Below are 22,802 nucleotides of genomic sequence, written 5' to 3'. Positions count from 1 at the left end.
AATCACACTCTCATTTCAGCAAAGGAGACATATGCTTGACCTGTTGAGAAAATCGATCTATGCGGCTGTAGGGCTTGCCATGGTGACCAGGGAAGCTGCCGAAGAGATAGGCAGGAAAATCGTTATGGAAGCAAAGATGTCGGAGATAGAGGGGAAGAGGTTTATCGATGAACTGATGAAAAGAACAGATGAGGCCAGAAGTTCGCTCGAAAAGCTGGTCAATGAGAAAATCGAATCAGCCCTTAAAAAACTGAATATCCCTTCCAGGGCGGAATTACAGGATATTCAATGCCGTTTGAGCAAACTTGAGAAGCAGGAGAATAAGTGATAAGCTTTGGACGTCACAAGGGAATCCATTACCGCCATATCGGAAGGTATGGTGAAATAGGATCTGTTCTGGTCAAGTACGGTTTCGGGGATCTTCTATCAAGAGTCAACATCGAGCGTTACATCAGCGCAGGAACAAGAATATTAAGAGTAAAGAAAAACAAAAAGATAGAGGAGATCTCAAGATGGGACCGGATCAGAATGGCTCTGGAAGAACTTGGGCCTACATTTATCAAACTGGGACAGTTTGCGAGCAACCGCCCCGATATCCTTCCGGCAGATCTTATCACTGCCCTGGAAAAACTTCAGGACTCAGTTCCCCCCTTCTCTGAAACCGATGCACTGAAAACCATAGAGGAGGAGCTTGGAAAACCGGTCAGTGAAATTTTCTGCACTTTTAACGAGACACCGTTTGCGTCAGCCTCAATCGCACAGGTCCACAAGGCGACTCTGAAAAACGGCCAGGAGGTGGCTGTCAAGGTGCAGAGGCCGCGCATAAGTGAGCAGATCGTCACCGATATAGAAATCATGTATCATCTGGCATCGCTACTTGAAAAGCATGTGCAGGGGATGGATGTTTTCAATCCGATACAGCTTGTGGATGAATTTGCGGGTGCTATACGCAAAGAACTTGACTTTCACATAGAGGCTCTTCATATCGACCACTTTGCCTGCAATTTCAAGGGAGATCCCTATATTTATATTCCGGAGGTGTATCACAATTTAACCACAAGAAAGGTAATTACAACTGAGTTTATCCATGGAATAAAAATCACCAATGTGAATGAATTGAGGGAGGCCGGTATTGATCCCAGGGAAACCGCCAGCAGGGGGGCATCGCTGGTGCTTAAACAGATCTTCGTTCACGGATTCTTCCATGCTGATCCCCACGCCGGTAATCTGCTTGTCAAAGAGGGAAACATAATCTGTTTTCTGGATCTGGGTATGACCGGTATCTTAACACCTACATCACGGGAATGGCTTGGCTCATTGATAGTGGGTGTTGCCAATCGTGATCCTCAGCGCATAGTAAAGACTCTCTATGATATGTCAAATCATAGAATAGAGAACAGGACAGATCTGGAGTACGAGATCACCGAACTTATTCAGGAGTATGCGTCCCGGCCTCTTTCGATGATCAATATCGGAGATGTTCTCAACAGGCTCTCAAGGCTTCTTGTGGTGCACAGGCTGCGGGTGATACCCGGCTTTTACCTGCTTGTAAAAGCCATGGTTACAATGGAAGGAATCGGATACAAGCTTGATCCCGATTTCAACATGATGGAGCATCTTGAACCTTTTGCCCGGAAGCTGGTTCAGGAGCAGTTTGGTTTAGCAAATCTGGCTCACGAGGGAGCTGACACATTGCAGGATATCTTTTTTCTGATAAGGGATCTGCCATCAGAAGCCAGAGATATTCTCCAGTTAATGAAAGCCGGAAAGGCGAGATTTGAGTTTGAGCACAGAGGACTTGATCCGCTTATAAGAAAATTCGATACAATGATAAACCGATTGGTTTATGGTCTTGTACTGGCATCACTCATTGTGGGCTCATCAATAGTTGTGCTCTCAAATGTACCACCCTCTTTTTACGGTCTGCCTGTCATAGGGCTGGCGGGCTTTTTGATTGCTGCTTTTATGGGATTTGGACTGCTTATTTCTATTCGAAAGCAGGAAAAAATGTAAAATCCCTCTCTTCCCTTTACGATCCTTTCTTTTGTATTTTTTTTCTTGTTTTTGCACATCATTCTAAACATCTTTGCATCTACTTTACCCCACTCGGCTGGTAAGAAAGTTCTTTGGTGCGGTAAAAGCATCTTCTATTTTGTTCCTTACACCTTTTTCGGGTTTGTTGGCTTTTTTCTCATCAGTTTTCAAAGGAGCTATTTGTGGCAAAGTTACATGGTAAGGCAGTTGTCGCTCAGGGGGGCGGCCCGACCGCGGTAATTAACCAGAGTCTGGTTGGAGTTGTTCTGGAATCGCGGAAATTTGATAATATTGAGAATATTTACGGCGCCATCCATGGTGTACGAGGCATTGTTAACGAGGATTTCCTTGATCTTACACAGGCTACGACACATAATCTTGAAATGGTTGCCCGTACTCCATCCTCAGGGATGCTCTCTACGCGTGACAAACCTGATGAAGAATACTGTAAGAAAATATTCGATGTGCTGAAAGCTCACGATGTGCGTTACTTTTATTATTGTGGTGGGAACGATTCAGCGGATACCTGCCGTATTGTCAACGAAAATGCCCAGAAGGCAGGGTATGAGCTCAGAGTGGTACACATTCCAAAAACAATTGATAATGACCTTCTGGTTACAGACCACTGTCCCGGTTTCGGTTCTGCAGGTCTTTTTGTGAGCCAGGCATTTGCCGGAATCAACCTCGACAACAGGAGTATTCCGGGTATCTATATCGGTGTGATTATGGGCAGAAACGCAGGATTTCTCACTGCGACGAGCATTTTCGCCAAAAAATTCCCCGATGATGGACCTCATCTGATATATATGCCTGAAGTTGCCTTTGACAAAGAAAAATTCCTGGCTGATGTGGATCGTATCTATAAAGAGAACGGCCGTTGTGTAATCGCCGTGTCTGAGGGTATCTGTGATGTCAACAAAGAGCCGATTATAACCGCTCTTACAAAGAACATGGAAAAAGATGCCCACGGGAATGTACAGCTCTCAGGCACAGGTGCACTGGGTGATGCTCTGGCAGACCTCATTAAAACAGAATTGAAGATAAAACGGGTGAGAACCGACACTTTCGGATATCTTCAGAGAAGTTACCTGGGTACCGTTTCCCAGATCGATGCCAATGAGGCGCGTGAAGTGGGAGAGAAAGCTGTTCAGTTTTCTGTTTGGAACAATGTCGATGGTAGCGTGGCTATCAAACGTACGGGTGATTATTCTGTGGAGTATTTCCTTACTCCTCTCAAGACTGTTGCCCGCAATACAAAGTCGATGCCGCCTGAATTCATCGATGCCAAGAATTCAACTGTTACAACGGCCTTTAAAAATTACGCCCGGCCGCTTATCGGGGCGATGCCGCAGTATGATAGGATTTCCGCTCCAAGGGTGGAAAAAATCCTTAACAGATGTTAAGTTCTTCATACCGGTTGCCTGCCCTTCCGGGCAGGCAGCCGGAAAATCATGGGGGAGGATAAAATTTGAGTTTTTTTGAACAACTGCACAGAAGTATAGTCGATCCTCCCTTTTACAAAGAAATTCTTGCAGCAAGCAAGGGATTCATCGTCCGCTTTTTATTGCAGCTTCTTCTCCTTACAGCTTTTCTGACCAGTGTCTCTCAGGTTTATTATATGATAGATGAGCAGAGGGGTATTACAAAACGCCTTGAGGCTGCCTTTCCGGGCACTGAAATTGTAGATGGCAAGCTGCTGACCAGTCTGCCTACTCCCTATGTGCCTCCGGCATATCTTATTCTGCCTGTATTGGATCTTTTGTTCGGTGTTCCCAGTGTCTTTGATAACGATACTGACTCCATGCTGATTCTCGATACTTCTGCAGTTTCCGGATACTCTATGAAGGTACCTGCAATCGTTATGAAATCAGAAAACATGATCGTTTTTCTCAACGCTGAAACATCAGTAAGTGTTCCCTACAAGCAGGTTCTTCTGGGTAATAACAATCTTAAATTTACATCAGAACATATCAAAGCTTTTATTCTGAAAAATCTGTTCGGTTTCTTGATATTGTGTTTTTTTTCTAATCTCGCGCAGAGCACATTTATGCTTGTTTTCAGTATCTCGTTTCTGGCAATAGCTGCATATCTTTTCAGGGTTGAGCGTGAGCGTGGAATAGGGCATTACATCAGGGCTGCCTGCTTTGCAGTTTCACCGATTTGTGTTGGAAGTATTATGATCGGATTATCCGGAGTAAAACTGTACTGGACATGGCATATTCTTATCTTTATTTCTACCATTGTCATGTTCAGGGCGGTAGTGGCAACAGGGAACAATTCAAACAAATCTGGAGATTTGTTATGACTCTTGATATTGAGCAGAAAAAAGGAGACAGTGATCGTCTTGATGGTCGGGTGATTGTTTATGCGCTGATTGATATTGACCCATCTGATCTTGCATCGATGAAGCATCCGATAGCCTCGATGATTCACAATGGGCTACTCGTAGCTCAGGGGAATTTTAAAGAGCAGAGCAGTCTAAAAGATTTTCTCAAATCAGAGATGGGGGTATCTTTAGAGGAGGGGCTTGGAGAGGGACTGGCGGAGCTGCTTGAGAGAATGGATGGGATCGAGTCTGCACTTGACCCTCAGAAATTAAAGGAACGTCTCGAGAATATGGGTGAGATGGAGGAGTTTATTCCTACTCCGGCCAAAATTGTGCCTTTTCACTCCGAGGAAGAGATCCTGCGCCAGGAAGGGGATATTTTCTTTATTGGAGTCTTTAAGAACATAGGCAATGCGGTATTAGGGGTCAATGCACTTCCGATCCTGTATCAGGCTCGTTTTCGTGAGCAGGAGCATCAGAAAGTCAGAAATGAGATAGAGATGCTTATTTCACAGATCGAACGTAACGAGACTATTACACCCACCGTGATGACACCTGGAGTGAATGTCGAGGAGAAACTGCTCAAGGAATTTATCCCTAACCTTCTTTACAGTCGCAAAGAACCGCAAACATTTCAGCCTGTGGAGAACCTTTTTCGCAATTTTATGGATGGATATCCATACAGAGATGATGTAGAGGCGATTATCGATCTGGTAAAAAGTCAGGGTGAACTTACATCGACTGATTACAAATTGCTGGAACTTTATGCAAAAAAAATTGCCGCAGTGAGAAAAGAAGATTTCAATGGAGCAGACATTTTAAACAAAGAGATTCAGCAACTGCGAGGTGAATAATTTCAAAAAGTGCTTCCCGGCTCTTCAGAAGCTTCATGATCACAATTTTTTTCTAGACACAGAACTGTTTCCGGAATATAGATTTTTTTGCCTGTGTGGTGGTCCTTTACGCATTTTTATAAAGTACCAGCATAAGCAGGTCAGGGGCGGGATGTTGTGATAAAGAATCCAAACGATATAGTGGACAGGCTGATCTCTGATTATTTAAAGATAACAGGGGATGGCCTTATCAGTGCTGTACTGTTTGGAAGCGCAGTTTCACATGAGTATCATCCCGGAAAATCTGAAATAAGTACAATATTTATCTTTAATGGCATTCCGGTTGAAAAAATCGAGGCCTGTGCTGGTGTTTACCGGAAATGGCAGAGAAGGGGTGTTGAAGTTACTTATTTTATGAATCGGGATGGTATCGGAATGCTGCTTGATGCCTCACCTGTTCAGTTTCTGGATATTCAAAGCAATTATCGCATACTGTTTGGAGAGGATCTCCTGGGAGAGGTAAAGGTCGAAAAGGAACTGCTCGGCATACAATGCAGCAGAGAGCTTAAGAATCTCTTTCTGCATTTAAATGCAGATTACCTGGCTGTCAGCGGAAAGTCGGATAAGACAGAAAAACTTCTCAGGAATTCTGTGCTGCAGCTTATCCCTGTGTTTAAAGCTCTCCTAGTCATAAACGATCGTAAAATCCCAAACACCAGTTCCGAAGCGATTGCTTCTGTTGAGGACCTTTATGGCCTGGGAGCTTCGGTATTTTCCGATATCCTTTACAATTTGAAAAATTTCAGCAAAAATCACTGTGAACTGTTACAACGATTTACTAATACATTAAACTTGTTAATCAGACAGAATGAAAATATAAAGGGGACCGGAACGGTACCGGTTTAACAAAGTTGAGTGAGAGAATAATCATGGATCATGAAATATTGCTTCTTGCCCGGATAGTCGAGCACGCAACAGTTGGTATAGTGCTTCTGAAGGCTGATGGGGTTGTGCACTATGCCAACCTGTTGGCACAGCAGATGTTAGGTTGTCATCGTGAGGATCTGATTGGGAAACCTCTGACAGAGTATGTATCTGAGATGAGCGGTGAAGTGTCATGGGAAGAACTCCTGAAGAGAATTCTGAATGACAAGCAGGGACAGGCGAGAGTTCTTCTGCAGTCCGGGAAAAGAGAAACAATTATATGTAAACTGGATTATTTCCATGTTGACATTAACGGAAATCAGCAGGAGCATATTGCTTTAATTTTCAGGGATATCACTTCTGACCTGCGGTTGGCTGAGCAGTTGGAAAAGAAGAACCTGGAGACCGCAAAGATGAACTCTGAGCTTATTCGCTCCAACTCAGAGCTCAAGAGAGTGTCTGAACTGAAGTCCAATTTTCTCAGTATCGCTTCACATGAGCTGAAAACTCCACTGACCTCAATAAAAGGGTATTCCGATATTATCATTGACAATATGCAGGACAAGCTGGACAGTGGTATTTACCGGATGGTGGAGAGTATAAACCGCGCAGCAGACAGACTTCATAAGGTGGTAAACAATATTCTCGATGTTACCCGGATAGAGCAGAAACGGCTGAGGCTTAAACCGGAGATGCTGGAATTGGGGACGGTAGCAAAGGATTGCATTGAGGAACTCTCACAGTTCTCTATAAAACGCAGTATAGTTTTCAATTGCGATTTTCCTGAGTCGCTTCCCCATTTTTACGGGGACCGGATGCGCATGCAGCAGGTATTTACAAATCTCTTCAGTAATGCCATAAAGTACTCTCCTGACGGCTCAGCTGTAGAGGTGAGAATGTTCGTGGAAAACCATGACAGCTTCCATGTCATAGTTAAAGATCACGGAATCGGAATAGACAAAAGCGAGCAGAAAAACATTTTCGATCCCTTCTATGAGGTAGGCAGCGCCAACAGGCACAGTACCGATTATGCAAAGTTCATGGGGGGGGGGACAGGTCTGGGATTATCTATCGTGAAGGGTATAATCGACCGTCACGGGGGCAGGATTTGGGTTGAAAGTGAAGGTGTCAAAGAGAACTCATTCCCGGGCAGCGCATTTCATATCATCCTTCCCATGCAATCGGAGATAAGCTGGGATGATGATGAGACAAAGGCGATTATTCTGGACCGGGTTGAGAACACCGTGGTCGAGATCGATGACAAGACTGACCGCAAACCCACAATTCTCTTTATAGATAGTGATCGAGAGGCTGTCGAGATTGCCAGAATGGTTCTGGAGAATGCTTTTGAGATTTTTGTAGCAGAAACCGGTGAAGAAGGACTGAGGCTTGCTTTCCAGCATTATCCCTCGGTTATTCTTATGGACTCTTATCTTCCTGGCCTTGATGGGTATCGTATATGCCGTATCCTGCGGTCACAGGAGGAAACGCGCGAGACCCCGATAGCCTTCTTCTCTGCTGGCACTCAGAACGATGAAATTCAGATGTGCTTTGCAAACGGTGCGGATGATTTCATAGTGAAACCGTTTAACGGGAGAGAACTGGTGGATAAGATCTGGCGTCTGCTGATGAAGAAAAAGGAAGAGGCGACTTTTAAATAAGAGTCTCAGGGGGACTTTTCTTTTTCATCTTATAGAACGTCTGTTTTAGAACAGGTAATGCCCTGTCGCACAAGCAGGAAGGGATAAAAAAAAAGCAAAACTTTCGTTTTGCCTTTTTTTATTCCGAATTAATTTTGTAAACTACTTGACCTGACGCTCAACAGTTTCCTTGTCTACATTTTCCCTGAGAGCATCTTTGAATGAACGGTCCAGGTTGATGGGGTCCGCATTGGGATCATCGGTATCAATAATGTACACCGGAGTGGGGTTGTCGAGATACCCGATAACTTCTGCATTATCGAACACGAATGTTTTGCTTTTTCCAACTGTAACTACGAGCCTTTTTTCAACCCAGCCAACCTGGCCCGTTGCTGATTTGATTTTGTAGTGACGGGCTTTTGTCTCAAGGATCTGAAGACGATCCTGGGTACCGACAGAAAAAATGGGCTCCTCATAAACCTCACGGATTTCGTTCTTATAAACACCAGTACCCTCTTTGGTAGGTTGTACGTATTTTTCTGGTGCAGCAAAGACGGATGCGGCGAATGCCAGGATCACTGCCCACTTACTTAAACGCATAAAAATGCTCCTTTTTACTATTTTGTCGACATTAGAGACACTACTATACTTATAGTATAATAAATTATGTTTGTGAAAGCAATATGTTACCAAAAATTCGAATCTTCTATTCATTTGTGGTTTGCGACCATATTCTGGTTTACTTTTTTTCCTTATAACTGAAATCCATCTCTTTTACAGCCCTGGTTTCATCCAAACGGCCCACAGGAGTAGAAAGAGGTGCCTGTTTCAATTTTTCAGGGTTACTGACGGACTGTTCTGCTATCTCTTTCATAGCTCCGATAAACTCATCCAGTGTCTCCTTGCCCTCTGTCTCCGTAGGCTCAATCATCATAGCCTCCTTAACAATGAGCGGAAAATAGATGGTCATTGGGTGGAATCCCCGGTCGATCAGAGCCTTTGCAATATCGATGGCATGCACGCCGTTCTCAAGTTGCTTCTTTGCACTCAACACACATTCATGCATACAGGTGCGCAGGTGAGGAATGTGATAACTCTCCTTTAGAGAATGCATCACATAGTTCGCATTGAGAACCGCGTTTTCACTCGCCCTTTTCAACCCATCACCACCCAAAAGCAGAATGTATGTGTAAGCCTTGAGACATACCGCGAAATTTCCGTAAAAAGGAGCTATGTAACCAATGGATTGAGGATAATCGTAACTCAATGCATAGGTGTCATCACTTCTTCTTATGATACGTGAAACCGGCAAAAATTGTTCCAGATCTTTTCTGACTCCAACCGGTCCCGATCCTGGTCCGCCACCTCCGTGAGGTGTGGCAAAGGTCTTATGAAGGTTAACATGCATCACATCAAAATGAGCATCACCAGGCCGGAATTTTCCCATAATGGCGTTAAGATTCGCCCCATCGTAATAAAGCAGGGCATCATGTTTGTGGGCAATCTCTGATACTTTCTCTATCTGCGAGTTGAAAAGCCCAAGAGTATTCGGGTTAGTGAGCATGATTGCTGCTGTTTTTTCAGATATTGCCGATTCCAGCGCTTCAATATCCAGAATTCCATTCTCACCCGTGGGAATAGACCTGACCTGAAATCCTGCTGTTGCTGCACTTGACGGGTTAGTCCCATGCGCTTCATCGGGAATAAGGACCTCAGTTTTATGGTTTCCTTTATATCGATGATATGCCGCGATAAGCATCATACCTGTAAGCTCTCCATTGGCACCAGCCATCGGCTGCAGCGTGAAAGCATCCATCCCGGTGATTTCACAAAGCAACTGTTCCAGATCATAGAGAACCGATAGGGCGCCCTGAGTAAGCATCTCTCCCCCTGGAAGCTGTGCGAGAAGAGGATGAAGAGAGCTGAAACCCTCTATTGATGCGATTTTTTCGCAGATCTTGGGATTGTACTTCATCGTACAGGAACCAAGAGGGTAAAAAGAGTTATCCACCCCGAAATTTTTCCTGGAAAGTTCGGTGAAATGCCTTACAACCTGAAGCTCGGAAAGTTCACATAGATTCGCATCCTGTCCGCGCCGATAATTAGAGGGAATTTCATAATGAACCGGGACATCACTGGCCGGAAGGTTTACTCCCTTTCTTCCCTTTACAGATTTTTCGAAAATTAACGACATAATACTTCCTCCAGTGCATCCGAAAATCTGCTGATCTCCTGTTCTGTCCGTTTCTCTGTGACAGCAATGAGAAGGTGGTTTTCCATCCCGGGATAGTATCTCCCCAGAGGGAAACCAGCGGCAAAACCATGCCCGATCATCTTTTCGACGCACTCTTCGGCATTGATCGGAAGTTTAACTGTAAACTCATTGAATATTGGTGAGGAATCCATAACAGAAACCCCGGGGATCTTTTTAATCTTTTCCATGGCATAATGTGCCTTGTCAATACAGAGCGAGGCCACATCTTTCAGTCCCTCTTTACCCATTAGGCTCAGATAGATATGTGCCCTCAAAGCACAGAGTGCCTCGTTGGAGCAGATATTGGAAGTCGCCTTCTCCCGGCGTATGTGCTGCTCTCTTGCCTGTAAAGAGAGGACAAATCCTTTCTGACCCCTGGAATCTACCGTAGCCGCCACCATCCTTCCAGGCATCTTCCTTACCTGTTCTTTCCTTACAGCCATGAACCCCAGATAAGGTCCGCCGAATGACAGCGGGTTTCCAAGTGGCTGGCCCTCACCGGTTGCGATATCGATTCCCTGTTCTGCAGGAGATTTCAGAAAGGCCATAGCTACGGGATAGACCGACTGCACAACCAGGATCCCGAGAGAGTGGCATTTTTCTGCAATATCTGAATGATCATCGATGGTACCGAAAAAATCAGGGTTCTGAAGCAGCAGAGCAGCGGTTTTATCATCCATGGCTTCAAAAATTTTATTCCGGTCGGTCTGTCCCGGTGCACGCATAACCTCTACCAGTTCTATGGAAAGATTGGCAGTGTAGGTGTGGACCATCCTGCGATAGATCGGATTCACCCCTCCATCGATGACTATCTTGCGCCTTCCGGTTGCGTTGATGGCGATCTGGCAGGCTTCATAGAGTGCCGTACCACCGTCGTAAAGAGATGCGTTTGAGAAATCAAGCCCGGTAAGACGGCAGATATCTGTCTGGTACTCGTAGATAGCCTGCAGCATCCCCTGAGAGATTTCCGGCTGATATGGTGTGTATGCAGTATAAAACTCACTCCTTGAGGCCAGTGCATCGACTGCTGCCGGTATAAAATGATCGTAGAAACCACCTCCAAGGAAACTGATCAGATCAGTGGAGTTTTTCTTTGCCAGCTTTTGGAAAAAGGAATCGATCTCGAGTTCCGATTTCCCCTGTGGGAGAGAAAAAGAGCGTGGTTTAAGGGTGGGGGGGATATCCACGAACAGTTCATCAATCGAATTTACCCCGCAAACCCGCAGCATCTCTCTTTGCTGCTCTTCGGTATTTGCGATAAAACTCATTGCTCGGTCTCCAGAAATGATTCGTAAGCAGCAGCATCCATGAGACTGTCCAGTTCTGCTTCATTGAAATTGGTGATTTTAAAGATCCAGCCTTTTCCATAGGGATCGCTGTTGATTACTTCCGGGGTGGTTTCCAACTCTGTATTGACCTCTGATATGGATCCGGAGATTGGAGAGTAGAGATCACTTGCCGCCTTTACAGATTCAATTACTCCGCATTCCTTTTCCTTCTCGACTTCAGTGCCAACCTTAGGCAGTTCCACAAAGGTTATGTCGCCAAGGGCATCCTGTGCATGCTCTGTGATACCAACAATGGTTATATTTCCTTCAATTTTAACCCATTCGTGTGTTCTGGTGTATTTGCGATCGTTTGGTGTCATGTTTTTTCTCCTTCTATGATTGGTTGAAGATCCAACAGTTTACTGTAATCGTGGTTATATGGAGCAGCACAGTATAGAAACAGGATCATAGAAATTTTCTTATGTCTGCTCTGGCTGTTGCCTCTTTGTAAAAAGGAACCTCCGCAATCTTTCCCGTCAGTTCTCCGCGTTCAGTTTTTATTTTTACCGGTTCACCAACAGGTGCCGGTTTCACATACGCCAGGGCGATAGCTATTCCCAGGCTTGGTGAGAAACTTCCGCTTGTAATGAAGCTGGTTTCATTACCATCAGAGTCCAGAACGATATCTCCTGCACGTCCAGCCCTTCTGCCATCGATTATTATTCCGGAAAGGATACGGGTTCTTTTTGAACTGTCAAGCACTACCGATGACCCTATGAAATCCTTGGATGCGATAGAGCGTGTCAAGCCGCTTTCTGCGGCATTTATGTCCTCTCTCAGTTCGTGTCCGTATAACGGTAGCCCCATTTCCAGTCTCAGTGTGTCTCTGGCTCCAAGACCGGCAGGTACTGCTCCCAGTTCGATGCACTCATCCCAGAGTTTCAGAACCAGGTCATTTGAACAGTAGATTTCAAATCCAATTTCACCTGTATATCCTGTTCTGGAGACTAGAACCTTTTCCCCGTGGCAGTAATTGTATTTGAATGTGAAATACTTCATGTCCTCAATCGGCTCGGTCATGAGTTTTGAGAGTATTTTCGGGGCCAGGGGTCCCTGAATATCCACTTTGGCAGTCTGATCTGAGAGGTTTTCAATGCTGCTGTTTTCTGAAAGGTGCTCTTTGATCCATTGAAAATCACCTGGTTGCGTGGATGCATTGACTACCATGAAAAATTTGTTCTCTTCGAGCCTGTAAAGAATCTGATCGTCGATTACTCCGCCCTGTTCATTACAGATCAAACCGTATCTGCATCCTCCGATCTTAATATCCTTAACCGAACAGGAGACTATTCTCTCCAGGTCTTCGACAACCCCTGTTCCCTGGATAAGGAATTCACCCATGTGGCAGGTATCAAAAATAGCGGCAGATTTTCTGGCTGCATTGTGCTCTTTTATGATCCCCTCATATTGAATCGGCATTTCAAATCCGCCAAAAGGACTCATTTTAGCATTCAGGGCTAAATGCTTCTCATAAAGGACTGTTTTTTTCATAGCAGGACACAGTTCTGGAAGGAGTGGAAGATTTCAGATAAAAAGGAGAAAATACAACTTTTTTAGGGGCAAAGTATAACTAATTAAACCATCACCTCTTAACACCTCTATTTCTTTGTCCATACCGTCTATACCAGTCCATACCGGTCTTATATTGGGTATCAGGCAAGCCTGATACCCGAAGCCTTTTCCCAGCTCACCCGTTGAAAACTATTGATTTAGCTATCCTGGAAGAAACCTCTTTGCTGGTAAGGTAAGAGATCAGTTCCAGGGCGAATGGGATTGCTGTTCCCACTCCACGGCTGGTTATGATGTTTTTGTCCCGTACCACGGCAGTTTCCTGGAGCCTGGCACCTGGTAGCTGTTTTTCAACTCCGGGATAGCAGGTTACATTAACACCCTCCAGAATTCCCGCACGGGCCAGTACGCTCGGTCCTGCACAAATCGCGGCGCAGAGAAGGCCTTCGGAGTTTGCCTTTTGAATCCTTTTGATCAATTCCGGAGATTCGGCAAGGTTTTTTGTTCCCGGCATTCCTCCAGGAAGTACTATCCCATCGAATGATCCATTGAAATCTTTGAGCAGCATATCAGAGGTGATCCTTATATCATGACTCCCCCGCACCTCTTTGCTCTCGAGCCCCAGGATCGTTACTTTTATATCAGCCCTTCTTAGCAGGTCTATGAACGTAACAGCCTCGATCTCCTCAAACCCGTCAGCTAAAACTGTAATTACATGTGACATGTTTACCTCCTATAAGCTGATTTTAAACACTCTCTCCAGTTTGGGATTCGGAAAACAGGAACTCCTTATTGTCTGTAAAATCAATTGACTATTGAGTTTTTCCTCTTTTTCAATTTTTACAGGGTTTTCACCTGCCTGGATGAAAATCTTGTCAGAAGCCGGAAGACTCAGGACTGCGTAGCGGAGCCCCTCTGAGTTTATTTTGAATGTATCGGAAACCATGTATCCGTTTAGAAATCCTTTGCCTGTTTCATCCTTTAATTTCCAATCAATTATACCGGGAGGCAGATTGGGGAATCCAGGTACAAAATGCCATGATACCGAATTGAAAGCAGGGCGTGACCAGGTTCTTAAGAATCCGGCTATTGTCCCCATCTCCTGCATCCGGTAGTCAAACCCGTGTTTCTCATCCGGATACTCTTTCCTTATCACATTAGCACCGTTTTCTTCCAGGTAGTCCAGAAAGCGGTTTACTGTTCTGAGTGGGTAGAGATGGTCTTTTCCAGCGTTGACATTATATACCGGGCGGAGCATGATATTGCCAGGGAAGATCTGCATTCCTGTTGCCTGAAGAATTCCTCCATACCCTGAGATGGCGAGAAAGCCGGCAAAGGGTCCGTTAATTGTATTTGCTGCCGCAAAACATCCCGCAGCACCATCTGAGACACCCGCCAGAAAAACCTTTTCCGGGTTTACCGGGTAATGGAGTGTCATAAATCTCAGTGTCTGCAGAATCCTGAAGAGTCCTGAAGGACTCCACCATGGAGAGTATCTGTTTGCAGAGGGGCTGGCGAGGAAAAGCTGCATGCTGTCAGCCAGGGGAAGCAGCATTTCGAAAGCTTTCTCACCTTTGTTGTTAAGTGCTGTTCCTGTGCCGCCGTGAAGATAGATGACAAGGGGATAAAGGGTGTCCTGTCGCAGTGTGTCGGGGGTCCGGTATCCGATCATATATTGTACCGATGCAGAGTCGGTCAGCGTTTCAGAGAATGACCCCGTTTTCGCGATTTTCCTGAAATGCAGAGCCAGAGAATCTATGTCTTGAATTTTAAATGCAGGCTTATTTTCTGCGGTGGTTTGACCTGTAAACCAATTGCGGAAAAGAAGGGTCTGTTCGGGCTTCGATGGATTGGTGCACAGGAGAAAAGGGATCAGGAATGCGGAAAGGCAGAAGACTTTAAGTTTCCACATTTTCGCTGACTTTTTGCTGGAAATCTTCTTTTGAGGAGTAGACTGGGATAATTCTGTCGAGACCGACAATTGAGAAAATTTCCTTTATATCCTTATTGATTCCGTAGACAACCATTTTCCCATTTTTACTGGTCAGCCGTTTGAAATAATTGACGATCAGAGTGATTGCACTGGAGTCAAGGTGTGTACAGTCGGAGAGGTCAAGTGCAACCCGGTGAGAATCACTGTTTTCTGCTGAATCCAGTTCAGATCTGACAGGTGCCAGGTTTCTTACCACAAATTGACCACCCAAAGAGATAAGGTGCCAGCCATTCCATACTTCAGTTTTTAGCTGCATGATACTAAGATAATTAATCAATACCTCTTTGAGTAGATAATTTTACCATCCTGCGGTTGAAAGTCAGGCGGATTGGTATTTCTGATATAGATGTATCTGCTGTGTTCACATCGCCCCATCTGACTAAACTGTCTTTCAGGCTGAAGTTTACCCATTTATCGGCGCAGATCAGTCTGATATCTTTCCCATCAACAGAGAACACACAACTGCATGGTGATGTTTTCCTGAACAACCTCTCATTTGCAGATTGCCTGAAAGAAGTAATTAAATTTCCGGTTTTTTCCTGTGTGTCTGTAAAGAGGGAATTTACCTGTCGCGGACTTTTTTCTATCAAATATGCCTTTTCCACAAAAGATAACGGATTATGCCTTATCCAGTTCTGAATTGAGAACCTGTAAATTGATGCGAGCTTTTTTTCATTTCCGTCACAGAAAAGCCATACTCCTCTGTGGGGCCATTTTACCGCAGTTACAGAACTGTTCCCTTTTGTATAGAATCTTTCAACAGTCAGACTTTCAGGAGATAATCTCAGCAGAAAGGATATCGGTATGATAAGCAGAAAAAGCGGCACTGTCCAGGAAAGGATTACACGGACATATCTACGATCTGCCAATATGAAAGCAATTATTATAACTGTGTAAAGTAATATGATCTCCGCCGGTGGAACAGGCAGTGCGATTTCACTCCAGCGGATCTTGTTCGACAGACCCGCAATGCAGTTTATCAGACTGAGTGTAATTGAAGAGACAATTACCGCCAAAGAGGAGAGGGGTTGGATGAGAGATTCAAATACAAGGCTTGCAAAAAAGGACCACATGCAGATTGACATCAGGCCAACTGCGGCAAGATTTGCAATCAGGCCGTAAATGGATAATGTACCGAAGTGATATAGGAGGACAGGGGCGGTGCTTATGAATCCAGCGAAGGAAACACTGAAGGTGGAGTAAAGCCATTTGACTAGAGAGTTCCAGATTGGGATGCTGAGTCTGGGGCAGAGAGAGGAAAAGAGAGGTTGGAGAGCGATGATACCGAAAGTGGCCGCAAATGACAATTGATAACCCGGCATGAAAAGACTCTCCGGAGAGAGAATCAGCCATACAGTACCCGCAAGGCCAAGTGACTGCAAAGAGTAGCTTTTTTTCTGAAAGAGCAGGCAGACGATTATCAGGGTAGCCATCAGTGTTGCTCTGAAAAGGGATGGAATAAAACCGATAAAAAGCTGGTAACTCCATAATACAAGCAGTGATAAAACGTGTCTTGAGGCTGCATTCACAGGGAAAACACCAAGAAGTACATAGGCTGCTGCAAGAATCATACCTGCATGAAGTCCGGAAATCGAAAGCAGGTGAAAAATGCCGGATTTGCGGTAAGCGGTGTTTATTTCTGCTGAAAGATGCTCTCTTTCATTGAGAAAGGCTGCAAGGAGAACTGCGCGATGAGATTGATCTGTAAAACGGTCAAGAACCGAAAATACCCTGTTTCTGAACAGGTCTGCGATTGATTGGGGTATGCTTTTTGGTATGCCTGAAATCTCCATTGAGTCTACGCTCATTTTGGCGCTAATCCCATTGGAGTTTAGCCATGTCAATTCATTGAAGTCATATCTGTTGAGCCGTTTCTGTCCGGGAGCACATTTCCCGAAGACTCTAAGAGTGCCATGCATTGGCGGAACAGTGGGGCTTATGCACAGAATATGCCTGGAGATTAAAATCCTTTCATTGTCGAAAGATGCAGAGTCAATTTTCAGGAGAAATTTATAACCTGCATATGATTTTACCGGAAGTGAGGTGATTGAGCCTGTGATTGTGTGGTAATCTGAGCTGTGATCTGAAAGTAACCGGGAAATCTTTTCCTGGTTATTCTGGCGGAGGGTACAGAGAAATATTGAGAAAAGGAGGAAACCGCAGAATTGAATGGTTCTCAGACGTGAAAAAACTCCGGCCAGAAGAGAAACCGTTGCAGCAATTGAAAAAGTGGTGTACAATAAGCTATTATGGGCAGGTATAGGGAAAAGCGAAGAGGCAGCTATTCCGCAGGAAACAGCAATCCAGCTCATGAGCGCAGGGAGCCTTGTCCAGAAGGGCAATCCTGGGAAAATCCCGTAAATGGAATTAAGCAAAGCCCTGATATGTTTCATCTTTATCTTCTGGGGAATTTCTGACAAATTAAATAATGGAATGCCATGATATGGAAAATCAAAAAGAAGTGATACTTCTGGTTGATGATGAACTGGAAATAAGGCAGATGATTCTGGATTATCTCAGGGAGAATGAGAATTACATTGTCTTTGAAGCGGCGAGTGGTGCAGAAGCGCTTGAGGTTCTGTCCAGAGAACACATTGACCTTGTCCTCTCAGATATCAACATGCCGGCAATGAGGGGTTTTGACCTGTTGAAGGAAGTGAGGGACAGGTATCCTGCAGTAAAAAGGGTGCTGATTACAGCTTACAATGTCGAAGACTACTTTGAGATGGCGATGAAATATGATATTGGTAATATATTTGTCAAAACATCGCCGTTTAATTTCGCGGAGCTCTCCTCAATTTTAAACAAGCTTCTGCGAAATGACATTTTCGGGCTGCATCACTATTTTGAGCCTGATGTGCAGAGTTCACAGTATAGAATTCTCAGTTCGCGGAACCTGGACAAGGACGCGATGAAAATAGTCGAGATGATAGGTGACAAGGAGGAGGCAAACCGTCTCGAACTGGTGATTGTGGAACTTCTCACCAATGCTATTTTCTATGGGATCAGAAACGAGATCCCTGACCGCAAGGAGACTTGGGAGCATGATTTTGTCCTTACAGAGGATGAGGCCATCAGGGTTACAATCGCAAGGGACAGTGAAAAGTACGCGGTTTCAATCTGTGATGTCGGCGGAAGGTTGAAGAAAACCGATGTGCTTTACTGGCTTAACCGCCAGAATTCCCGTGATCAGAACGGCCTTCCTGTAGGGCTCTATGATTCCCATGGCCGGGGTTTGTTTATAGCGCGCAGATACATCGACCGGCTGATAATAAACATTGACAAGGCACGCCGCACAGAGGTAATTATTATCAATTACTATTCAGACACCTTCAAGGGCCACAAGCCTCTTTACATAAATGAGTTATGAAATTTCGTTCGGTTATTCCCGGAAACATCCCACCGGGTACTGATCTGGTTTTTTACCTGTCGAAGCGTTTTACATATCATACAAAGGAAGAATGGGCCGGAATACTGGAGAGCGGCTCTGTGGAACTCGATGGTCACAGGGCTGGTGCAGAAGAGAAGGTATTTCCTGGTTCTGTTATTATCTACGATCCTGGAGAGTTTCAGGAACCACCGGCCGATCTGTCCTACAGAATTATTTATGAGGATGAATGGTTTATTGGTGTAAGCAAGCCCGGCAATCTTCTTGTCCACAGGGCCGGCAAGTCTTTCAGGAATAATCTTATTTATCAATTGAGGCATGTGCATGAACCTCCATATCCTCTGGCTCATGCTGCTCATCGGCTTGACCGTGATACATCGGGTGTGGTGCTGATTGCAAAAAGCTCATCGGTAAGGGCGGAAGCAGGGAGATTGTTTGCTGAAGGACTGGTTGAGAAGGAGTACGTTGCTATTGTGCACAATCTCTTTGACAGCCGAATCAAGAAAATTTCTCTGCCGTTAAAAAAAGACATGCTTTCCTCGATCAGTTACAAGGTTGGAGTTGATTTGGACGGCAAGAAGGCTGTGACTGATATTCTGGGGGTAACAGCTATAGGGAACAGGCATTCCCTCATTACAGTAAGACCTCTGACCGGCAGAACTCATCAGATACGCATTCATCTTGCTGCTGTAGGAAACGGGATTGTAGGAGACAAGCTTTACGGCATGAGTGAGGACTCATACAAGAGATGGCGTGAGAATCCCTCTGCGCACACACTATCCTTCCATCGCCACGCCCTTCACTGTCGCTTAATTTCTTTTATTCATCCGTTCACAAATACCAGGTGTGTAATTGAATGTGATATGCCTGATGATATGAAGGGACTTCTGGAGAAACTCAGGAGGGGGTAGAAAAAATTACGGGGTCCAGAGGACCCCGCCGCAACTGCTTTATCTTTTCTTTTTTGCCGGTTTTGCCGGTGCAGGCTTTGCCCCTCCGACAATGGCATCTTTGGCAGCTTTTGAAACCCTGAATTTCACGACTTTTTTTGCAGGAATTTTGATCTGCTCGCCGGTTGCAGGATTTCTTCCCATTCTGGCTTTACGCTGCACCAGAACAAGTTTCCCCAGACCCGGGACCGTGAAACCATTTTTGGCTTCAGAATAAGCCAAACTTGCCAGGTTGTCCAGGAAGGACTTTACCTGTTTTTTCGGAAGCTCGACTTGGTCGGCAAGCTTCGCGATAATCTGAGATTGCGTCAGGCTCTTTGCCATGCGCACTCCTTCTGTTAAGACAAGTGAAAAGGAACTTGAAAAACTATGTCTGAATTATAAATCACTGCGATAATTGTTGTCCAGTAAAATCAGCATGAAATTGATTTTTCAGGGGTGTTGGAGACTTGCGAGGACAGGGTACTGAAGTGATGAAATGATTAAAAAATACCTGTTCTGAGACTTTGGTTAACAAAAAATAATCAGGTAAAAGTAAATCCGGGAGCTGTTAAACAGCTCCCGGGAATACAGGTCAGGAAAATTGCTTCTGGAGAAAATCGAGATCGAGCTGAGGATAGACCGGAAAGCGATCAAGCAGTGCCTTTACACGAGATATGGCTTCCTGAGCCGCGTTTGTATCGGTAGAGTACTTTGCCTTCGATGGTTTCCCGGCCTGCTCTCCTTTTGTGGAGGTCTCAGGTTTTGTATTTGACAAGACCAGGCTTATTATCGATGCTATTTCTTTCATCTGCTCCGGTCCCATTCCCAGAGTGGTGACAGCAGGTGTTCCGATACGTAAACCGCTGGTGTACCAGGGACCGTTGGGATCAAACGGCAGAGAGTTGCGGTTTAAAGTGATTCCGCAGTCTCTCAGAGCACTCTCTGCCTGACGTCCGGTGAGGCCAAAGGGGGTGACATCGATAAGGAACAGATGGTTGTCTGTTCCTCCTGTGGCAACTTTCATTCTCATCTCCATGCAGAATCCTGCCAGTGTTGAGGCGTTTTCGACAATGGATGCGGCGTATTTTTTAAATTCCGGAGAATTAGCCTCTGTCAAAGCAACCGCTTTTGCGGCCATCACATGAGCCAGTGGACCACCAATCACAAGCGGACATCCTTTGTTCACGCTTTCTGCGAATTCCTTAACGCAGAGAATGAGTCCGCCTCTTGGTCCCCGGAGTGTCTTGTGGGTGGTAGTGGTGACAACATGTGCATGAGGAATCGGGTTGAAATCTCCCTTGAAAACACCTCCGGCAACCAGCCCGGCAAAATGAGCCATATCCACCATAAATACTGCTCCGGCTTTATCGGCTATCTGGCGCATCCTGGCAAAATTGATGCACCGGGGGTAGGCGCTGTAACCAGCCAGCAGTATAAGAGGCTTTATCTCCATTGCCATTCTCTCTATTTCATCATAGTCGAGAAGGCCCGTGGAGGGATTGACACTATAATTATAGGAATCGAACATCTGTGCTGAAATATTATGCCTGTAGCCGTGGGTTAAGTGCCCGCCCGAGTAGTAATCCATTCCCAGAAGACGCTGATTACCCAGTTTTGCCCTGAGTGTATTCCAGTCTTCCTGGGAGAGCTTTGAGGGGTTTGTTTCACCGATTTTTTCCAGTTCGGGAATCTCGATGCGGCTGTTAAGAATAGCCCAGTAGGCAATCAGATTTGCATCTGCACCGCTGTGGGGCTGAACATAGGCATGCTCTGCTCCAAACAGTTTACAGGCTTGCTCTGCAGCATAGGCTTCGATATCGTCCACATTACTGCATCCGGCATAAAACCTGTGAAAAGGATAGCCCTCCGCGTATTTATCTGTAAGGAGGTTACCCATAGCGAGCTGTGTTGAAAGAGAACAGTAATTCTCGCTTGCGATCAGCTTGAGATTCGATCTCTGATCAGCAAGTTCCTTCACGATAGATTTGCAGATACCGGGAGATACCTTTGAAACCTCCTGGAGGTTTCCAAGGTAGGCTATCATGCCGGAATCTATCTGGTCGGGATTTCTGCCGCTAAGATAAGCGGAAATTGCTGATTGGGGCATTTTGGTTACTCCATCAAAAAATATTGCTCCTTCTGCCCAGGCGTGCGGCAGAAGAGGAAAAGAATCCCCGATGGTTATCCATCTTGCAACGCCAGTAAATTATTTACAAAATTCTTTTTTCTATTTCGAGTTATGAAATCCTTTAATCAGGTAAACCAAAGTAAAATAATTCCCGCATACAAACCCTTAGGGTTCAAATTGGAGGTTTTGGAAAGAAGTTGGAAAAAAAAGACTGTTCAGGGGTAGATCATTTTATATTGATGAAACAGAACAAAAGTATTCCCCATCACAGGTGGTTCTATGGACATTCATTCAAAGAGGATTCTGAACTTCATCAAAAAGAACAACAATCTGGACTTGGACGTCTCAGACATAGCCTTTCATCTGAAACTTGACGAGCAGTTTGTACAGAATTTTCTACAAAACCTTGCCAGAAAAGGATTTGTAACAGCTAAGCAGAACCAGCATGGGAGAGTTTACTGGTACGCTGTCGCGGAGCCTCCAAAGGAAGCGAGAGAGGAGAAGGTTTCAACTTTCGAAAAGGACTCCGGAAAACCGAGTGATGATGAATTTGATGCGCTGGCAGAAGGGGGCGGAGGGTTTCCGGTTGCGAAGGTGATTGCGTTTATATTTATAATTGCAATCCTTGGTGCCGGGTTGATTCTGGGCAGTAAATATGTCGAAAAGAGGATCAATTCAGTAACAACTATTGCTACAAAGGATCTGCTGCCAAGAAAAGAGTTTGATCCTTTCAAAGATACTGCAATGGTGAAGATAGGGAATATTCAGTCCGAGATTAAAGGACTTTACGGTGTTATTGACAGTTTAAAAAGTGTACTGGCATTTATCGACAGTACATCGAAAAAAGTAACTGAGAAGAAAAAACCAGTAAAGAAGCCAGCTAAAAAGAAAAAATAGTACTATATCTTTGTGGATGCTGGATACAGGAAATGAGAGTCCAGCACCAAGACGCGGAGAGCGGGAGAAATAAGATAATGAATATTGATATTATGTGAAGATCATAGAGGGACTAAGGATAAAACTAAAAAGCCCGGCTTTGGTAAGGTCGGGCTTTTTAGCTTATTTCAGATCCCTGGCCGGCCTATTTGTCGGCTTTCTTGACTTTTGTACCTAGAAACTCTTTTTTGATCGCGAAGGAGTATCCTGCATATCCATCTTTATTTCTGATGTGTTCCGGAACAAAAAATTCTTCAACCGCTGAAGCATCAGATTTACCACCAACCTCAATCGGCCTGCACTCAATAATATTGGCTCCGGTGCGTGGATTGTAAAGGACTTCCAGAACCGTGCCCTTCGGGATTTCAGCAGTGAATCCGTCAGTGTATGAATCTTCCCATTGCGTCTCAGCCTTTTCCCTTAAAGTCTCGAGAACAACCAGTTTGTCGCCCTTCTTGATATCCACTTTGCTGCTGCATCCGGCAAAAGCGAAAGCAACTATGGCCATGGATAAAAACAGTTTGTGATAAGTCATTCAGACCTCCTCTAAGGTTTTTAAGGTTTGCTCCGTTATATA

The 22,802-nt window shown here is 44.9% G+C and carries 22 protein-coding genes; 10 read left to right on the top strand and 12 right to left on the bottom strand.

The window, feature by feature from the left end; translation table 11 throughout:
* The first annotated feature begins 31 nt into the window (after positions 1 to 31).
* From GX089_16555 to GX089_16525, 7 genes are all read left to right on the top strand, one after another.
* Positions 32 to 328 carry a hypothetical protein gene (locus tag GX089_16555; GenBank protein ID NLP04108.1) on the top strand — a complete coding sequence of 99 codons (297 nt, stop codon included), beginning with the start codon at positions 32 to 34 and terminating at the stop codon, positions 326 to 328.
* Positions 325 to 2,013: an AarF/ABC1/UbiB kinase family protein gene (locus GX089_16550; protein NLP04107.1), complete on the top strand. Its 1,689-nt coding sequence runs from the start codon at positions 325 to 327 to the stop codon at positions 2,011 to 2,013. Before GX089_16555 ends, GX089_16550 begins: the two co-directional genes overlap by 4 nt.
* Positions 2,014 to 2,216: 203 nt before the next feature.
* A complete protein-coding gene (locus tag GX089_16545; GenBank protein ID NLP04106.1) occupies positions 2,217 to 3,437 on the top strand; it encodes a 6-phosphofructokinase in 1,221 nt (406 codons plus the stop codon).
* A gap of 65 nt (positions 3,438 to 3,502) precedes the next feature.
* Positions 3,503 to 4,339, top strand: coding sequence for a DUF1189 family protein (locus GX089_16540; protein NLP04105.1), 837 nt, complete (start codon positions 3,503 to 3,505; stop codon positions 4,337 to 4,339).
* A complete protein-coding gene (locus GX089_16535; GenBank protein NLP04104.1) occupies positions 4,336 to 5,214 on the top strand; it encodes a hypothetical protein in 879 nt (292 codons plus the stop codon). Before GX089_16540 ends, GX089_16535 begins: the two co-directional genes overlap by 4 nt.
* Before the next feature lie 156 nt (positions 5,215 to 5,370).
* Positions 5,371 to 6,099, top strand: coding sequence for a hypothetical protein (locus tag GX089_16530; GenBank protein ID NLP04103.1), 729 nt, complete (start codon positions 5,371 to 5,373; stop codon positions 6,097 to 6,099).
* Between the two features lie 23 nt (positions 6,100 to 6,122).
* Positions 6,123 to 7,778 carry a response regulator gene (locus GX089_16525; GenBank protein ID NLP04102.1) on the top strand — a complete coding sequence of 552 codons (1,656 nt, stop codon included), beginning with the start codon at positions 6,123 to 6,125 and terminating at the stop codon, positions 7,776 to 7,778.
* A gap of 141 nt (positions 7,779 to 7,919) precedes the next feature.
* Here the strand turns inward: GX089_16525 and GX089_16520 are convergent, their stop codons facing one another.
* The 9 genes from GX089_16520 to GX089_16480 form a co-directional block, all read right to left on the bottom strand.
* Positions 7,920 to 8,357, bottom strand: a complete 438-nt coding sequence (locus GX089_16520; protein ID NLP04101.1) for a hypothetical protein — start codon at positions 8,355 to 8,357, stop codon at positions 7,920 to 7,922.
* A 139-nt stretch (positions 8,358 to 8,496) separates the two neighbouring features.
* Positions 8,497 to 9,951 carry an aminomethyl-transferring glycine dehydrogenase subunit GcvPB gene (locus tag GX089_16515; GenBank protein NLP04100.1) on the bottom strand — a complete coding sequence of 485 codons (1,455 nt, stop codon included), beginning with the start codon at positions 9,949 to 9,951 and terminating at the stop codon, positions 8,497 to 8,499.
* Complete coding sequence (locus GX089_16510) at positions 9,942 to 11,279, bottom strand: aminomethyl-transferring glycine dehydrogenase subunit GcvPA (GenBank protein ID NLP04099.1); 1,338 nt, start codon at positions 11,277 to 11,279, stop codon at positions 9,942 to 9,944. The genes GX089_16515 and GX089_16510 overlap by 10 nt, the downstream gene beginning before the upstream one ends.
* Entirely contained in the window at positions 11,276 to 11,659 is a 384-nt protein-coding gene (gene gcvH / locus GX089_16505) for a glycine cleavage system protein GcvH (GenBank protein ID NLP04098.1), read from the bottom strand. The genes GX089_16510 and gcvH overlap by 4 nt, the downstream gene beginning before the upstream one ends.
* Positions 11,660 to 11,744: 85 nt before the next feature.
* Entirely contained in the window at positions 11,745 to 12,830 is a 1,086-nt protein-coding gene (gene gcvT, locus GX089_16500; GenBank protein NLP04097.1) for a glycine cleavage system aminomethyltransferase GcvT, read from the bottom strand.
* Between the two features lie 196 nt (positions 12,831 to 13,026).
* Positions 13,027 to 13,572, bottom strand: a complete 546-nt coding sequence (locus GX089_16495) for a DJ-1/PfpI family protein (protein NLP04096.1) — start codon at positions 13,570 to 13,572, stop codon at positions 13,027 to 13,029.
* A 9-nt stretch (positions 13,573 to 13,581) separates the two neighbouring features.
* Complete coding sequence (locus tag GX089_16490; protein ID NLP04095.1) at positions 13,582 to 14,760, bottom strand: hypothetical protein; 1,179 nt, start codon at positions 14,758 to 14,760, stop codon at positions 13,582 to 13,584.
* Positions 14,747 to 15,118: an STAS domain-containing protein gene (locus GX089_16485; protein NLP04094.1), complete on the bottom strand. Its 372-nt coding sequence runs from the start codon at positions 15,116 to 15,118 to the stop codon at positions 14,747 to 14,749. The genes GX089_16490 and GX089_16485 overlap by 14 nt, the downstream gene beginning before the upstream one ends.
* Positions 15,111 to 17,234 (bottom strand): ComEC family competence protein, encoded by a 2,124-nt coding sequence (locus tag GX089_16480; GenBank protein NLP04093.1) that lies wholly within the window; start codon positions 17,232 to 17,234, stop codon positions 15,111 to 15,113. The genes GX089_16485 and GX089_16480 overlap by 8 nt, the downstream gene beginning before the upstream one ends.
* Positions 17,235 to 17,284: 50 nt before the next feature.
* Here GX089_16480 and GX089_16475 point away from each other — a divergent pair, with 50 nt between their 5' ends.
* Entirely contained in the window at positions 17,285 to 18,211 is a 927-nt protein-coding gene (locus GX089_16475; protein ID NLP04092.1) for a response regulator, read from the top strand.
* On the top strand, positions 18,208 to 19,140 hold the full coding sequence (locus GX089_16470) for an RluA family pseudouridine synthase (GenBank protein NLP04091.1): 933 nt from the start codon (positions 18,208 to 18,210) through the stop codon (positions 19,138 to 19,140). Before GX089_16475 ends, GX089_16470 begins: the two co-directional genes overlap by 4 nt.
* A 39-nt stretch (positions 19,141 to 19,179) precedes the next feature.
* Here GX089_16470 and GX089_16465 read toward each other — a convergent pair whose 3' ends face one another.
* Positions 19,180 to 19,503, bottom strand: a complete 324-nt coding sequence (locus tag GX089_16465) for an HU family DNA-binding protein (GenBank protein ID NLP04090.1) — start codon at positions 19,501 to 19,503, stop codon at positions 19,180 to 19,182.
* Positions 19,504 to 19,753: 250 nt separating this feature from the next.
* Positions 19,754 to 21,268, bottom strand: coding sequence for a glycine hydroxymethyltransferase (locus GX089_16460; GenBank protein ID NLP04089.1), 1,515 nt, complete (start codon positions 21,266 to 21,268; stop codon positions 19,754 to 19,756).
* A 300-nt stretch (positions 21,269 to 21,568) separates the two neighbouring features.
* Here GX089_16460 and GX089_16455 point away from each other — a divergent pair, with 300 nt between their 5' ends.
* Positions 21,569 to 22,186 (top strand): MarR family transcriptional regulator, encoded by a 618-nt coding sequence (locus GX089_16455; GenBank protein NLP04088.1) that lies wholly within the window; start codon positions 21,569 to 21,571, stop codon positions 22,184 to 22,186.
* Between the two features lie 184 nt (positions 22,187 to 22,370).
* On the opposite strand, the gene GX089_16450 is transcribed toward GX089_16455, so the two are convergent.
* Positions 22,371 to 22,760, bottom strand: a complete 390-nt coding sequence (locus GX089_16450) for a hypothetical protein (protein ID NLP04087.1) — start codon at positions 22,758 to 22,760, stop codon at positions 22,371 to 22,373.
* Positions 22,761 to 22,802: the final 42 nt, after the last annotated feature.

The sequence above is a fragment of the Fibrobacter sp. genome, assembly GCA_012523595.1.
Taxonomy (GTDB): domain Bacteria; phylum Fibrobacterota; class Chitinivibrionia; order Chitinivibrionales; family Chitinispirillaceae; genus JAAYIG01.
This window is presented reverse-complemented; position numbering and strand designations above follow the sequence as displayed.